This is a genomic window from Methylomonas aurea, assembly GCF_024505045.1.
Taxonomy (GTDB): domain Bacteria; phylum Pseudomonadota; class Gammaproteobacteria; order Methylococcales; family Methylomonadaceae; genus Methylomonas; species Methylomonas aurea.
Genome location: NZ_JANIBM010000023.1, coordinates 1 through 14,163, shown reverse-complemented (window position 1 = coordinate 14,163; position 14,163 = coordinate 1). Strand labels below are relative to the sequence as shown.

Below are 14,163 nucleotides of genomic sequence, written 5' to 3'. Positions count from 1 at the left end.
TCGTTGTACTCGTGATGGATTTAGATGGTTACTCTTCCCAAGCGCGGCCGTCGCGGGCCAGCAACGCCACAGAGGCGATCGGTCCCCAGCTACCGGCCGGATAAGATTTGGGCGCACTGTGGCTGTGTGCCCAGGCGTCCTGGATCGAATCGACCCAGGTCCAGGCCTGTTCGATTTCCTCGCGGCTCAAAAACAGCGTCGGATTGCCGCGCAGGGCCTCCAGAATCAGTTTTTCGTAGCCGCCGAAAATGCTGTTTTTCTTGAAAGTTTCCGAGAAGCTCAAGTCGAGCTTGGTTTGCTGCAATTTGATGTTGCCGTCGATGCCAGGCACTTTGTTCAGCATCACCACCTCGACACCCTCGTTGGGTTGCAGGTGGATCACCAGTTTGTTGGCCGGCAAATCGCGGAAACTGTCTTTAAAGATGTTGTGCGGCAACTGCTTGAAGTTGACCACGATCTCGGTGCGCTTGTTCGGCATGCGTTTGCCGGTGCGCATGTAAAACGGCACGCCGGCCCAGCGCCAGTTGTCGATGTCGACCCGGATCGCGACAAAGCTTTCGGTGGTGCTTTCCTTGTTGGCGCCTTCCTCTTCCAAATATCCCGGCACGGCCTGGCCTTTGATGAAACCCGCGGTATATTGGCCGCGTACGGTTTTTTCCTCGACATTGCGCGCCGTGATCGGTCGTAGCGCTTTCAGGACCTTGATTTTCTCCATGTGGATGCTTTCCGCTTCCAGATCGGCCGGCGGTTCCATGGCGACGAAGGTCAGAATTTGCAACAGGTGGTTTTGCAACATGTCGCGTAACTGGCCGGTCTTGTCGAAATATTCCCAACGACCTTCGATGCCGATGTCTTCGCCGACCGTGATCTGGATGTGGTCTATCGTGTTGTGGTTCCAGTTGGTCGTGAAAATCGAGTTGGCGAAGCGCAAGGCCAACAGGTTCAACACGGTTTCCTTGCCCAGGTAATGGTCGATCCGGTAGACCTGATCTTCGTGAAAGGCGTCGGCGACCGCATCGTTGATTTCTATCGACGACTTCAAATCGTGGCCGATCGGCTTCTCCATCACCATGCGCGATTCCGGCGTCAACACGCCGCAGCTTTGCAAACCCTGGCAAATGTTTTTGAACAGGAATGGCGCAACGGCGAAGTAATTGACCATGACCCTTTTGTCCGGCTCCACGACGGCATTCAGCTGCAGGTATTGTTCCGGCTGAGTCAGGTCGATTTTCAAATAAGACAGGCGCTTAGAAAAACGCTGCCAGATTGCTTCGTTGATGGTGTTGTTCAAAAACGCATCGAGACTGGCGCGGGCAATGTTGACGAAGCCTTCGCTGGTCTCGTCCAGCCGGTCGACGCCGATGATGCGGGTGTCGGGCTCGAGTAATTCCGATTTTTCTAGTCGATATAACGAAATCAACAGCTTGCGCTTGGACAAATCACCCAGCGCACCGTAAATCACTAAGTCGCAGGGTTTGTAAGTGTGGTTTTTCATTCAATGGTACCCAAATACGCCGAAATCCGTTCGCTGCCGGTGCCTGTAAATTGAGGCGGGCCGAAATCAGCCGAAAATGCCGCCATTATAAGGTTGCAAGGGCTTTTCGAACAAGAAAAAAGCCTGGAGGCCGCGAATTTACTGGGTTTTAAGAAGGCGGCGGATCAGCCGAAGCTTTCCGTGGTGTAGCGGAAAAATCGCAGGCTATCCGACCAATAAGTGGCCGGCAGGCCGGCTTTTTGTTTCAGGTGGTTCAGGAAATGGGCAGGTTCGGGCAGATCGTCCCAAACCGCCGGTAGAAACGTTGCCCGCCGGCCGCCTTCCTGCAGAATCAAGCCATCGACGCCGGGGCGAAGCTGTTGCAGCAAGTCGGCTTCCGACTCGACCGGCAGCGATTCGGCCGGTGCCAACACCGAAATGTGCAGATCGAGTCCGGCCAGTTCGCTGTCCCGCAGCGGCGGGAAGCGCGGATCGCGGAAGGCGGCGGCGAAGGCGTTTTCGGCCACGTCTTCCGCCAACGGCCGCCGCGCTTCGAGCATGCCGATACAACCGCGCAACTGGCCGGCGCGTTCCAGCGTGACGAAGGTGGCGCGGCGGGCGGATAATTCGCCGGGATACTGCGCCGGATCGACGCTTAACGGCCGGCCGGTTTTCAGGCCGTGAATGATCGATTGCCGGGCCAGCGCCAACAAGCGCTGGCGTTGGTCGTCAGTCAACGACATAGGCACCGTAGCCCACCACTTGCTGCTTGTCGCCGGCGGTGTCTCCGGAGTTGCGCAGGTCTATGGTTTTGATCGACAGGCCTTTTTCGGCGAGCAATTTCAACAGGCCGTTGACCGCCACCTTGCCGCAGGCGTCCTCGCCGCCGATGTCCTGGTAGCGCAATTGTTCGATCAGTTGGCTGGTATTGCGGTCCATGCGTTGCGCGGTCGCGTAAGGGTGGTAGTGGCTCAGGTCGGAGCTGACCACCAGCAATGTTTCCGGACCGTCCCACAGTCGATCCAGCACTTGGCTGACCTGGTCCGGGCTGGCGTCTCCGGCCACGATCGGCACCAGGCTGAAGTCCCGCAAGACTTCCTGCAGAAACGGCAAATGGACTTCCAGGCTGTGTTCCAGGGTATGGGCCTGTTCGATATATTCGACGAACGGTAGTTGTAACAAGGTTTCCACTGCGGCCCGGTCCACCTGGACGTCGCCGAGCGGCGTGGTGTAGGCGTGGGTTCTGCTGACCGCCAGACCGCGGAACGCCACCCGGTGCGAGGGTCCGATTAATACCACGCGTTTGATCGAGCCCGCTGCCGGCTTCAAGCGTACATAAGCGCTGGCCGCGACCGGGCCGGAATAGATATAGCCGGCGTGCGGGGCAATAATGGCTTTGGGAACTGGGTCGGCCGGTTCGGCCTGCTGCAGAAAGCCGACGATTTCGGCGTGAAGTTGTTGGGGTTGCGCCGGGTAGAAGCGGCCGGCGACCGCTGGTTTTCTGTTCATGCGCTGATCCTTATTAGAGTTGTAATCGATCAGTAAGCCCGGGCCGGCCGCGGCTGTCGAAATAACTACAGTTCGCGGCTGCTCCGGAGTTATTCTACTGCTATCCGCACCGGTAACGACCGGATTTTTTCGGCTAGGTTCAAGGAGCAACACCATGGCTACATTAATCAGTTCCGACACAGCCGCCACCCGCTATTGGCACGTACTGGCCGACGGCAAAGTGCAATGCGATTTGTGCCCGCGCTTTTGCAAACTTCACGAAGGCCAGCGCGGCTTGTGCTTTGTCCGCCAGAATCTGGGACAGCAAATCGTCATGACCAGCTACGGCCGTTCCAGCGGCTTTGCCGTCGACCCGATCGAAAAGAAACCGCTGAACCATTTTTTGCCCGGTACGCCTATCCTGTCGTTCGGTACCGCCGGTTGCAATTTGGCCTGCAAATTCTGCCAGAACTGGGATATCAGCAAATCGCGGGAAATGGATACTTTGATGAGTTGCGCCAGCCCGGAAGCAATCGCCAAGGCGGCGTTGGAGCAGGGCTGCAGCAGCGTGGCTTACACCTACAACGACCCGGTGGTGTTTCACGAATATGCCATCGATACCGCCCAGGCCTGCCGCGAACTGGGTTTGAAGTCGGTGGCGGTGACCGCCGGTTACGTTTGCGCCGAACCGCGCGCCGAGTTTTACCGTTATATGGATGCGGCAAACGTCGATCTGAAAGCGTTCTCTGAGGATTTTTACCACAAAATTACCGGCGGCCATTTGCAGCCGGTGTTGGATACACTGTTGTATTTGAAGCGGGAAACCCAGGTCTGGTTTGAGCTGACTACCTTGCTGATTCCGGGAGAAAATGATTCCGAGGCCGAATTGCAGGCGATGACGCAGTGGGTGGTCGAGAATCTGGGGCCGGAGGTGCCGATGCATTTCACCGCCTTCCATCCCGACTGGAAAATGACCGACAAACCGCATACGCCGTTGGCGACGTTGCTGACGGCTCGGAGTATTGCGTTACAAAACGGCGTGCGTTACGCCTACGTCGGCAATGTGCACGACAAGGCGGCAGAGAGTACCTACTGCCACCATTGCGGCGAGCTGTTGATCGGCAGAGACTGGTACGTGTTGTCGGATTGGAATCTGGATGCTGCGGGCAATTGCCGCTATTGCGGTACGCGTTGCGCCGGCCTGTTTCAAGCCCAGCCCGGCGATTGGGGGGCAAAGCGGCGGGCGTTACGTTTTTAGTGCGCGGTTGGCGGTCAGCACCAAGCGTCCGGGTTAATTTGGCCGATAGCCTGAAACGCCGGCTTGCAGAACAAGTAGCCTTGGAATAGCGTCACGCCGCAGGACAATAAAAAATCCCGCTCGGCTTTGGTTTCTATGCCTTCCGCCAGTACCTCGATTTCCAGATCGCGGCACATCTGGACCACGCCGCCGACAATGGCTTGTTTGGCCTTGTTGAGATGGATGTCGCGTATCAAATCCATATCCAGCTTGATCAGGTCCGGCTGAAATTCGGCGAGCAGATTCAGGCCGGCATAACCGGCGCCGAAATCGTCGATTGCGGTCTTGAATCCGAAGCGGCGGTATTCGGTGAAGATATCGATCAAATGCGGTCGGTCGGAAACGTCTTCGCCCTCGACTACCTCGAAAATGATGCGGTCCTTGGAAAAATTGTATGTGTGCGCCGCTTCGAAGGTGGAGCGGATGCAGGCTTCCGGTTGGTAAACCGCGTTCGGCAGAAAATTGATAGAAAGAAATTCCTGTATGCCTAACTTGGCGGCACCTTCCACCGCCTTGACTCTGCAGCTTTGGTCGAAGCGGTAGCGGTTTTCGTCGGTGACTCTGGACAATACCGAAGCGGCGGATTCGCCGTTAATGCCGCGCACCAAGGCTTCATGGGCGAATATAGTGCGGGCGAAAAAATTGACGATGGGTTGGTAGGCGAAACTAAAGTCGAAATCCAGTTCGTCCAGATCCTGGCAACGATTGCAAGCGGGCGAGCTGTTTTCGGTAGCGGGAGCTTTGGCGTTTGGTGCGGGTTGGTGCGGCATGGAGCGGTCTCTAAAATCAATGTCGGGCGTGTCTCATCGTTGCTGTTTCTTCTGCGATTTAACTTTCGACGAGTATTAGCAATCGGGTCAGCGAATTGTAGCCAAATTCCTTGGTAACGATGGTTATTTCGATAATGTTGGTGTTGCTGGAAACGACTCTAATCGCGAGCTATACATTTGCTCGTTGTCAATTCACCGAGTCGAATTGTTTGAAGTAGTGTCAACTTTGATTATGCATGTAAACTTGCATATGATAGCCGACCAGCATCAGCCACCGCTTGCTTAAACCGTCCCGGCAAATTTCGCTGGCTCACGCCGAATGGAACCAAGGACATTGCATGAAAAAAACTCGATCGCTCGATCACGACGGCTTGGACGGCGTGCTGCCGTCCCTGGATAAAGCACGGCTGGATTCAGGCAATTTGCGGGTCAAACCGGAAAAAGCTTTGAAAAAGCCGAAGCGCAGCAATGTGCCGTGGTTGGTTGGCGTGGTCGGTTTACTGGCCTTGCTTGCGGTTTTGACGATCGATTTATCGAAAATACCGGAGTCAACTACCGGAACCGCGGCCTTGAGCAAGCCAATAATCCTGGTCGAGCCGTCGGCCGAAATCAGCCGGCAGCAGCCGGAGATAGCGGCAACTAAACCCGAGGCTCCGGCCGGCCCTGCTGCTGCGGCAATGGCTCCGATGCCGGTTGCCGAAGCAAAAACCGAAGCTGGGCCTGCGCCGGATGCGCAGCAGACGGAACAGGCAGGTATCGAGGGCGAACAGCAGTTAACCGACGCGATAGCCAGTTTGCCGACCGAACCGACTGCGGCGGGTGTCTCCAAAGCGGCGGCAGACACTTTCGCCGTTCCCCGCTTCACCGTGTACTTTAAATTCGACTCCGGCCAAATGGCTCAGCAGTCGGCCGCTAAGGTCGACGAATTGGTTTCTGCGGCGCAAAGTTGTTCCGGCCAAGTGCGTTTGGTGGGCCATACTTGTAACCTGGGCACGGACGCCGGCAATCTCGCGCTCGGCCGGATCAGAGCGAACGTGGTGAAAAAGATGCTGGTCGCCCGCGGCATTCCAAAACAAAACATCGTTACCGCCTCGGAGGGCATGGCGCGGCCGGCGGCGCCCAACGACAGTAGAGCAGGCCAGGCGCTGAACCGCAGGGTAGAACTGCATTGCCTGGACCAATAACCGAACGAGGAGAGTAGAGGCCATGTTACAAAATACCAAGTCAGATTATCAGATCGCCCAGCAGCAAATTCTCGACGGCATTATTTCCGGCCAGTTCGAAATCGAAAACCGCAACGATTTGGGGCCGTTGATCCCGATCCGCCTGTTTCAAGCCCTGCGGATGGTGGCTCTAGGGTCGAACGTCGAGGACATCCTGGGCCAGGGCGCGCCTTCTTTGGTTTACCACTCAGGCCAGAGCTTGGGCTTAGCCATGGGCCAGATCGCCGTGGCCAACATCGATAAAGATCTGGAGACCTACGTCGGCAAGATCAAAATGTTGTGCCGGCAATTAAGCATCGGCCTGGTAGTGCCGGATAAAGTCGATTTGTCGGCCGGTGTGCTGGAGTTGCGCGTCGACGAGTGCGTCTCCTGCGCCGGCATTCATAACGTCTCGGCGCCGATCTGCCATTTCGAGGCCGGTATGGTCGGCGGTATCGTCAAGACGTTTTTCAAACGCAACGTCAAGGCAACCGAGACCAAATGCAATGCATTGGGCGATAAGACCTGCCTGATTCGCGTCGATTTGCTCTAGGCGGGCCCATTAAAACGATAATCAGGAGTACGGCATGAGTAGTAACGTCCAATTTCTCGATCCCAGGAAATCTCAAAACAACGAGATCGATGCGATTTTGCGCAATCTAATGAGTATTCAGGGAGTATCTGCGGCGGCGATTGTCGACAGCGACGGTTTCGTCACCCATATTCACCGCGATTTCGAAATCAACACCGATGCGATCGGCGCTTCGGTGCAGGTGGTGTTCGGTGCCGCTGCCAAAGCCGCGCAGCACGTCGGCCACCATTCCACCAACATGGTGATTTGCGAAAATTCCGAGGGCTATATCTTATCCACGCCGATCGAGGCCGGTTTCATGTTGGCTTTGGTCACGCAACGCGAGGCGCTGCTGGGCCGGGTACGCTTCGAATTGAAGGAAACCATTCCGGTCTTGAAGCGTTTGTTCAGCAGTTATTTGGCCAATTAAGACACTCGGCAGATTCCTACATGCATTGGTTCGAAACCCAGTTGGCGGCGCTGAACCGGCTCGCCGCAGACTATACCTCTGCGCAAAAGCAAGCGGGCGGCGACATCGTCAACGTTAGCGAATCCGCCAGGACTAAGCGCGCGGCCTTCATCGACGCCGTACAGGCGCTGGTGGATAAGGTGGTCAAAATCAAAGGTATAGCCGCTTGCGCGGCCTACCACGACGGCCTGATTCTGGCGCAATCGGCCGAAGTGCCGCATATCGACGCTTTCGGTGCAGTGATTCAGGAAACCATTCGTGCCGCCCAGCACGGCCAAGTTTCGCTGAGTTTGGGCGCTATCGAGCAAATCGTCATCGTCGGCGCCGACCACAAACTGGCCATGCTTAGTGTCGGCCCAGTCATTCTGTGCATTTACAGTCCGAAACAGGTCAATCTGGCTTCGGTTTTGAGTCGGCAGGCTTAAGTTCGTGCTGGTAACTTCCGTAAACGCTTCATAGCTCGGCGAGGCCGCCGGAGGCCGCGTTATTGTGCGCCAAGTCGCTAATCGGCGAGTTTTGTAGCGCTTCCAACTCGCTTAATTTCTTCCAGCGGTTAATAATCAGGCAAAACAATTCGGCGGTCTGTTCGGCATCGTACAGTGCCGAATGGGCTCGGGAGTTATCCCAATCCAGTCCGGCGGCTTGCGCGATCTTGGCTAGCACGGTCTGGCCGTATACCAGGCCGCCCAGGGTAGCGGTATCGAAGCTGCTGAAGGGGTGAAACGGGCTGCGCTTATGGTTGGTACGGTCGATTGCGGCATTCAGGAAATTGATATCGAATGCCGGATTGTGGCCGACTAAGATCGCCCGTTTGCAATGGTTGCGTTTAACGGCGGCCTTGATTGGCGTAAACAACTTGTTCAACGCCTCTTTTTCTTCGATTGCCATGCGAAACGGGTGGTAGGGATCAATACCGTTGAACTTTAAGGCGGCTTCGTCGAGTTCGGAATTTTTGAACGGGATGATATTGCAATGGTGTTTTTCGGTAACCCGTAGCAGCCCTTCTGCATCGGGCTCGACGATCACCGCGGCAATTTCCAGCAACGGGTTTTTTTTGGCATTGAAACCGGCGGTTTCGATATCGACAATGACGGGTAGATAGCCTCTGAAACGGTCGCCTAACGGATTGAAAGTGCTTTGCATCGAGCTGCGGGTTGCTAAAAAGAGTAGGTTGTATGCTATGTTACGTGAGTTTTGGATAGGTATAAACAATATTCAATTTGACGAGGTTTGTTATGCAAAATAAAAATGCCGTTTGGTTGGTCGCAGGATTGTTGGCTTTGGCCAATGGTTGTGCGACGGTCCATACCGTCGATCCGAAGGACCCTTGGCAGAGTTGGAACCGGAGCGTACAGTCGTTTAACGACGGCGTCGACGACTACGTGATGAAGCCGGTGGCCAAAGGTTACCGCTGGGTGACGCCGGATTTCGTCGACCAGGGCGTGACCAATTTTTTCAGCAACATTGACGACATCGGTGTTTGCGCCAACGACGCGCTGCAAGGCAAATTCGCCCAATCCGGGGCCGACGGCGCGCGTTTCCTGGTCAATACTACGGCCGGTGTGGCTGGTTTGATCGATGTCGGTAGCATGATAGGCTTGGCTAAACACAATGAAGATTTCGACCAAACTCTGGGTTACTGGGGGGTTCCGACCGGCCCGTATTTGGTGTTGCCGTTCTTCGGACCCAGCTCGCCGCGCGGCGTATTCGGGTTGGTCGGCGATGCGGCGATGAATCCGTTTACTTATGCCGGCATCTACTTGAACCCGGGTTGGGTAGGCGCCGCCGCATCCATCGGGCCGGGTGCGTTGAAAGTGATCGATGCCCGTGCCGATTTGTTGGGTCTGGAAAAAGTCGCGACCGAAGCGGCGTTGGATCGGTACGAGTTTTTCAAGAACGCCTATCTGTCCAGACGCAATTACCTGATCCACGACGGCAACGTGCCGGAAGACGACGTGCTGAAATTCGACGAGCTGAAAGACCAGGGTTACGGGCCGTGGGACCCTAACCCGTATTAAGTTTTTTCCGATACTAAACCAAGGCCGCTGGGCGTAAAGCCTTGCGGCCTTTTTTATTCGGCGAGGCTGGTGTTGACGAAGTCTGCCGCCACCGACTCCAGCCGGGCCGGCACAATCAGGTTTTCCAAGGATCGGCCGGCCGGGGCGTCGCAGGTCACACGCAAATAATTCGGGGTATAGCCGAAATAGCGTTGGTCGCCGTTTGCTAACGTTTCGGTCTGGCCTTCCCACAACACTGGCACCACGCATCCGAGGTTGCCTTCGGTAAATGCCTGTTTCATCGTTTCGGCCAGCGCGTGCAATTCCCGGCTGCGTTGCCGTTTCAGGTCCTGCGAGATTTGATCGGGCAGCCCGGCGGCTTTGGTGCCTTCGCGCGGGGAGTAGCTGAAGATATGGATATGGCCGAAGCCGACGCGCTGGATGTATTCGACGCTTTCCCGCCATTCTTGCTCGGTTTCGCCGGGGAAGCCGACGATGATGTCGGTGGTGACGTTGAAATGAGGAATCGCGCTGCGGGCTTGGTTCACCAATTCGGCAAACTCGGCGGTTTTGCAGCGCCGCGCCATGCGCCGCAACACGCTGTCGCTGCCGCTCTGTAACGGTAGATGCAGATGCGGCATCAGCCGCGGGTTTTTGAACAGCTCGAAGAAACCGTCCGGTAATTCCCAGGGTTCCAAAGACCCCATGCGCAGACGCGGGATGTCGGTCCGTGCCAAAATGGCCTGTACCAGTTCGGCCAGATTGCTGCCGATATCGCTGCCGTACCCGCCCAGGTGCACACCGGTAATGATGGCTTCGTTGATGCCTTGCGCATGAAGTGCATTGATTTCGGCGACGACCTCGTCGACGCCGCGGCTGCGTTCCTCGCCGCGGGCGACGGTGACGATGCAAAAAGTGCAACGGTAACGGCAACCGTCTTGAACTTTGACGAAGGCGCGTTGGCGACCGCGGCTAAATAACGACACCTCGCCGGGTTCGGTCGACATTGCCGGCATGCTGTCCATGTTCAGTTCGCTCAGCGTGCGCTCGACCAACTGGTTTTTGTCGTTATTGCCGACAATCAGATCGACGCCCATCAATTGTGCCGCTTCGCTTTCGTTCAAGGTGGCATAACACCCGCTGACTACCAGTTTGGCTTGCGGATTGTCGCGGTGTACGCGGCGAATCAATTGTTTGGATTTTTTCACTGCATCTTGTGTCACCGCGCAGGAGTTGATCACGACCAGTTGCGCGTCGTTAACGTTGCGGGTGATGGCATGGCCTTTGGCTTGAAAGGCCTGGGCCCAGGTTTCCAGTTCCGCCTCGTTCAGACGGCAACCGAGGGTTTTTAAATGTATCTGCATTTGCTATTCGTTTCCAAATTTTGCGGCGAATCGAGCCGCCGGTTCGGCGTTTAGCCAAAAAACCAATAAGTCACCAAAATCGCGGCAACGATGCCGCCAATGTCGGCAATGATGCCGCAGGCCGCGGCATGGCGGATGCGTTTGACGTTAACCGCGCCGAAATACACCGCCAGCACGTAGAACGTGGTTTCGGTGCTGCCTTGCACCACCGAAGCCAGCCGGCCGGCAAACGAATCGGCGCCGTGGGCCTGCATTGTATCTATCATCATCGCCCGCGCGCCGCTGCCGCTGAACGGCTTCATCAATGCAGTCGGCAAACCGTCGATAAAGCGGTTGTCGATACCGTAATAATCCGCAAGCCAGCGCACGCCGTCGGTGACAAAAGTCAACGCGCCGCTGGCCCGGAACACGCCGAACGCCACCAACATCGCCACCAAATAGGGAATGATGCCGATCGCGGTTTGAAAGCCTTGCTTGGCGCCTTCGATGAACAATTCGTAGGCGTTGAGGCCTTTGATTACGGCGGCGGCGATGAATGCGACCACCAAACCGAGCAAAATAACGTGGCTGGCCAGCGACGACTGCGCCAGCATCTCCGCTTGGTTCAAGCCGGAGAAATAGCTCAATAGTCCGGCCAGCAATGCGCTGATGCCGCCCAAATAGGCCAGTACCACTTTGTCTAACAGGTTGATCTTTTGCACCCAGGCCACCGCCAGCAAGCCGGTCAAGGTCGATACATAGGTTGCGATCAAAATCGGCAGGAACACGTCGGTCGGATTGGCGGCGCCGAGCTGGGCCCGGTAGGCGAAAATCGTCACCGGAAACAATGTCACCGACGAGGTGTTGATCACCAAAAACAGAATTTGCGGGTTGCTGGCTTGCTCCGGCCGTGGGTTCAGCGTTTGCATTTCCTGCATGGCTTTGATGCCCATCGGCGTAGCGGCGTTGTCCAGGCCCAACATATTGGCGGCGATGTTCATCGTGATCGATCCCAACGCCGGGTGGCCCTGCGGAATTTCCGGCATCAGCCGGCTAAACAACGGGTTCAGCGCGCGGGTCAATAATTCGATGAAACCGCTGTGTTCGCCGATTTTCATGATGCCCATCCACAACGCCAATATACCGCCCAGGCCCAAAGAAATTTCGAACGCGGTTTTCGCCAGACTGAACATCGCCGCGACCATTTCCGAAAACACTCGAGTGTCGCCCAGCAGCAATAGCTTGAAACTGGCGACGGCGAACGCCGACAGGAAGAAAAAGACCCAGATCAGGTTGAGCACGAGGTGAGGAGCTTGGGATTGGCAACGGCAAAATTAACGCCATTTTAGCAATTTAGCGTTGCCGGCGGCGCGGAAAATAATCCAGTCCATAGAATTCGTGCGAGCGCTCCGGCACTGCGCGTCAGCCCACGTAACGAAACGGCAAATAGCGCGGATGCCATTGGTTGGCGGCAATAAATGCGGCCAAGTCAGTGGGGTTGAGGTCGTCGCGGCTAGCCGAGCCGTCGGCGATGGCTTTGGCTAACACCCGCTCCGCGACGTAGCTGCTGATTTTCTGCAAATCGGCAATAGGCGGGTAGATTGCGCCGGCGTCGGGTTCGAATTCGGCGATATAGTCGGCCAGGGCATAAGCCGATTCCAGCACCATCGCGTCGCTGATACGGCGGCATTCGCCGAGCATCGCCGCCAAGCCTAGGCCCGGAAAGATAAAGGCGTTGTTGCCTTGGCCGATTTTATGGCGGGCACCGCGGTATTCGACGTCGGCAAACGGGCTGCCGGTGGCGACGATGGCGCGGCCCTCGCTCCAACGAATGATATCTGCCGGGGTCGCCTCGCAATTGGCGGTCGGATTGGACAGCGGCATCACGATCGGGTTTAGGCAGTTGCCGGCCATGGTGCGGATCAGCTCTTCGCCGAACAAGCCGGCGGCGCCGGTTAGTCCGATCAATACGCCGGGTTTGGCGTGGCTGACCACCTGGAATAACGAGGGCTGGCTATGCTCAGGAATGCCCCAGGTTTGGCCGATTGTCGCCGGTTGGGCGATGCCGTGTTTGTAGTGCTCCAGTTCCCGGTCTGCGACGACCAATCCGGATATATCGACCACATACAGGCGTTGCCGACTTTGGGCTTCGCGCAATCCGGCATCCATCAGGCCGGCCTTGATCACGCTGGCGACACCGATACCGGCGGCGCCGGCGCCGGCAATGACAATGGTCTGTTCGGTCAGCGTTTGGCCAAGCCGGCGGCAGGCGGCCAATATTCCGGCCAGCGCCATCGCGCCGGTGCCCTGGATGTCGTCGTTGAAACAGGGCACTTTGTCGCGATAGCGGGCCAGCACGTCGAAGGCCACGTCCTTGGTAAAGTCCTCCCACTGAATGATGGCTCTGGGCCAGATCCGATGGGCGGCGGCGACGAATTTATCCACCATCGCAAAATAAGCCTCCCGCCCCAGGCGTTTGGCGCGCACGCCCAAATAGTGCGGGTCGTCCAGCAATTCGTCGCGATTGGTGCCGACGTCCAGATTGATCGGCAAGGTTTGGAACGGGCAGACGCCGCCGCCGACCGTATAGAGCGCCAGTTTGCCGATGCAAATCGACAAGCCGCCCATGCCCTGGTCGCCGATGCCCAGAATCGCCGAGGCGTCGGTGACGACGATCATACGGATGTCGTGCCAAGGGTAGTTTTTTAAAATCGCATCGGCGCGGTCGATGTTGTTAGGCGACAGGGTCAAGCCGCGCGCGGTGCGGTACAGCGAGCTGAATTTTTGTACCGCCAAACCGATGGTCGGGGTATAGACGATGGGGACCATCTCTTCCAGATGCCGCTCCAGTATCGCGTAAAACAAGACTTCGGAGCGGTCCTGGATGGCCCGCAGAAATTGGTATTTGGAAATATCGTCGGCCTGTTGCCGGTAACTGAAATACAAACGCTCGATTTGTTGTTCCAGCGTTGTCACTTGCGGCGGCAATAAGCCGTCCAAACCCAGATCGATGCGCTCCTGCTCGGTGAAAGCGGTGCCTTTATTGCTGGCCGGCAACTTCAGCAAGGTCATGCCGCGGATAGACACCGCCAGGTAAGAGTTGCCGTCCTGGTCTTGGCGGTATTCGAAGTAGTCGCTGAGTCTGGTCATCGGGTGAGTGTAGTTATTCCCAAACAGCCGCGCAGTCTATCCGAGCTGGCAGGCGTTTGCAGGTTTGATTGTTAGTATCAGCTACAAGCAAATGCGGTGCCAGGGCAGGCGCGATTGCGCGGCTTGGCCGGCGAATCGGATAACTTGGCTACGTTTTCGGTTGGACTTTGGGTTTGAGGCGCGATTATGCGGGTATCGGTCCTTTTTTAGAGTTGCCGCTGGCAGAATGCGCTGGAATGGGTTGCGGTAAAGATTGTTTGGCCCGATTCGCGAGTGATGCAATTTCGATATCGCGGCCGGCGACGAGGAATGGCCGCACCAATAACGGACTCAACCGATCCCGGTGCACTGAAATAGTTCGATGGTGCCGGTGCTCCCGGGCGAAGCGGCCGGCCGCTTCGC

Annotated in this window: 14 protein-coding genes; 6 read left to right on the top strand and 8 right to left on the bottom strand. The window is 56.8% G+C overall.

Features of this window, described 5'->3' with window-relative positions; all coding sequences use genetic code 11:
- Positions 1-28: 28 nt before the first annotated feature.
- From zwf to amrB, 3 genes are all read right to left on the bottom strand, one after another.
- A complete protein-coding gene (zwf, locus tag NP603_RS15005) occupies positions 29-1,495 on the bottom strand; it encodes a glucose-6-phosphate dehydrogenase (RefSeq protein ID WP_256611736.1) in 1,467 nt (488 codons plus the stop codon).
- A 164-nt stretch (positions 1,496-1,659) separates the two neighbouring features.
- Positions 1,660-2,217, bottom strand: coding sequence for an AmmeMemoRadiSam system protein A (gene amrA, locus NP603_RS15000; protein ID WP_256611735.1), 558 nt, complete (start codon positions 2,215-2,217; stop codon positions 1,660-1,662).
- A complete protein-coding gene (gene amrB / locus NP603_RS14995) occupies positions 2,204-2,983 on the bottom strand; it encodes an AmmeMemoRadiSam system protein B (RefSeq protein WP_256611734.1) in 780 nt (259 codons plus the stop codon). The genes amrA and amrB overlap by 14 nt, the downstream gene beginning before the upstream one ends.
- 154 nt (positions 2,984-3,137) lie before the next feature.
- On the opposite strand from amrB, the gene amrS reads away from it, so the two are divergent.
- Positions 3,138-4,220, top strand: coding sequence for an AmmeMemoRadiSam system radical SAM enzyme (amrS, locus tag NP603_RS14990; protein WP_256611733.1), 1,083 nt, complete (start codon positions 3,138-3,140; stop codon positions 4,218-4,220).
- Between the two features lie 14 nt (positions 4,221-4,234).
- Here the strand turns inward: amrS and NP603_RS14985 are convergent, their stop codons facing one another.
- Entirely contained in the window at positions 4,235-5,029 is a 795-nt protein-coding gene (locus NP603_RS14985; RefSeq protein WP_256611732.1) for an EAL domain-containing protein, read from the bottom strand.
- Positions 5,030-5,367: 338 nt separating this feature from the next.
- Here NP603_RS14985 and NP603_RS14980 point away from each other — a divergent pair, with 338 nt between their 5' ends.
- From NP603_RS14980 to NP603_RS14965, 4 genes are read left to right on the top strand one after another with little or no spacing between them, the layout of a single operon-like run.
- Positions 5,368-6,213: an OmpA family protein gene (locus NP603_RS14980; protein ID WP_256611731.1), complete on the top strand. Its 846-nt coding sequence runs from the start codon at positions 5,368-5,370 to the stop codon at positions 6,211-6,213.
- A gap of 22 nt (positions 6,214-6,235) precedes the next feature.
- Entirely contained in the window at positions 6,236-6,784 is a 549-nt protein-coding gene (locus tag NP603_RS14975; protein ID WP_082877652.1) for a V4R domain-containing protein, read from the top strand.
- Between the two features lie 34 nt (positions 6,785-6,818).
- The gene (locus NP603_RS14970; protein ID WP_256611729.1) at positions 6,819-7,232 is read left to right on the top strand and encodes a roadblock/LC7 domain-containing protein; all 414 of its coding nucleotides are present in this window, start codon (positions 6,819-6,821) and stop codon (positions 7,230-7,232) included.
- A gap of 20 nt (positions 7,233-7,252) precedes the next feature.
- Complete coding sequence (locus tag NP603_RS14965; protein ID WP_256611728.1) at positions 7,253-7,696, top strand: roadblock/LC7 domain-containing protein; 444 nt, start codon at positions 7,253-7,255, stop codon at positions 7,694-7,696.
- A 28-nt stretch (positions 7,697-7,724) separates the two neighbouring features.
- Here the strand turns inward: NP603_RS14965 and rnt are convergent, their stop codons facing one another.
- Complete coding sequence (rnt, locus tag NP603_RS14960) at positions 7,725-8,414, bottom strand: ribonuclease T (RefSeq protein ID WP_256611727.1); 690 nt, start codon at positions 8,412-8,414, stop codon at positions 7,725-7,727.
- A 92-nt stretch (positions 8,415-8,506) separates the two neighbouring features.
- Between rnt and NP603_RS14955 the strand changes: the two genes are divergently transcribed.
- Entirely contained in the window at positions 8,507-9,289 is a 783-nt protein-coding gene (locus NP603_RS14955) for an MlaA family lipoprotein (protein ID WP_256611726.1), read from the top strand.
- Between the two features lie 53 nt (positions 9,290-9,342).
- Here NP603_RS14955 and mtaB read toward each other — a convergent pair whose 3' ends face one another.
- From mtaB to NP603_RS14940, 3 genes are all read right to left on the bottom strand, one after another.
- Positions 9,343-10,632, bottom strand: coding sequence for a tRNA (N(6)-L-threonylcarbamoyladenosine(37)-C(2))-methylthiotransferase MtaB (gene mtaB / locus NP603_RS14950; RefSeq protein ID WP_256611725.1), 1,290 nt, complete (start codon positions 10,630-10,632; stop codon positions 9,343-9,345).
- A 50-nt stretch (positions 10,633-10,682) separates the two neighbouring features.
- The gene (locus NP603_RS14945; protein ID WP_256611724.1) at positions 10,683-11,912 is read right to left on the bottom strand and encodes a spore maturation protein; all 1,230 of its coding nucleotides are present in this window, start codon (positions 11,910-11,912) and stop codon (positions 10,683-10,685) included.
- Between the two features lie 121 nt (positions 11,913-12,033).
- A complete protein-coding gene (locus tag NP603_RS14940; RefSeq protein ID WP_256611723.1) occupies positions 12,034-13,761 on the bottom strand; it encodes an NAD-dependent malic enzyme in 1,728 nt (575 codons plus the stop codon).
- Between the last annotated feature and the right edge of the window lie 402 nt (positions 13,762-14,163).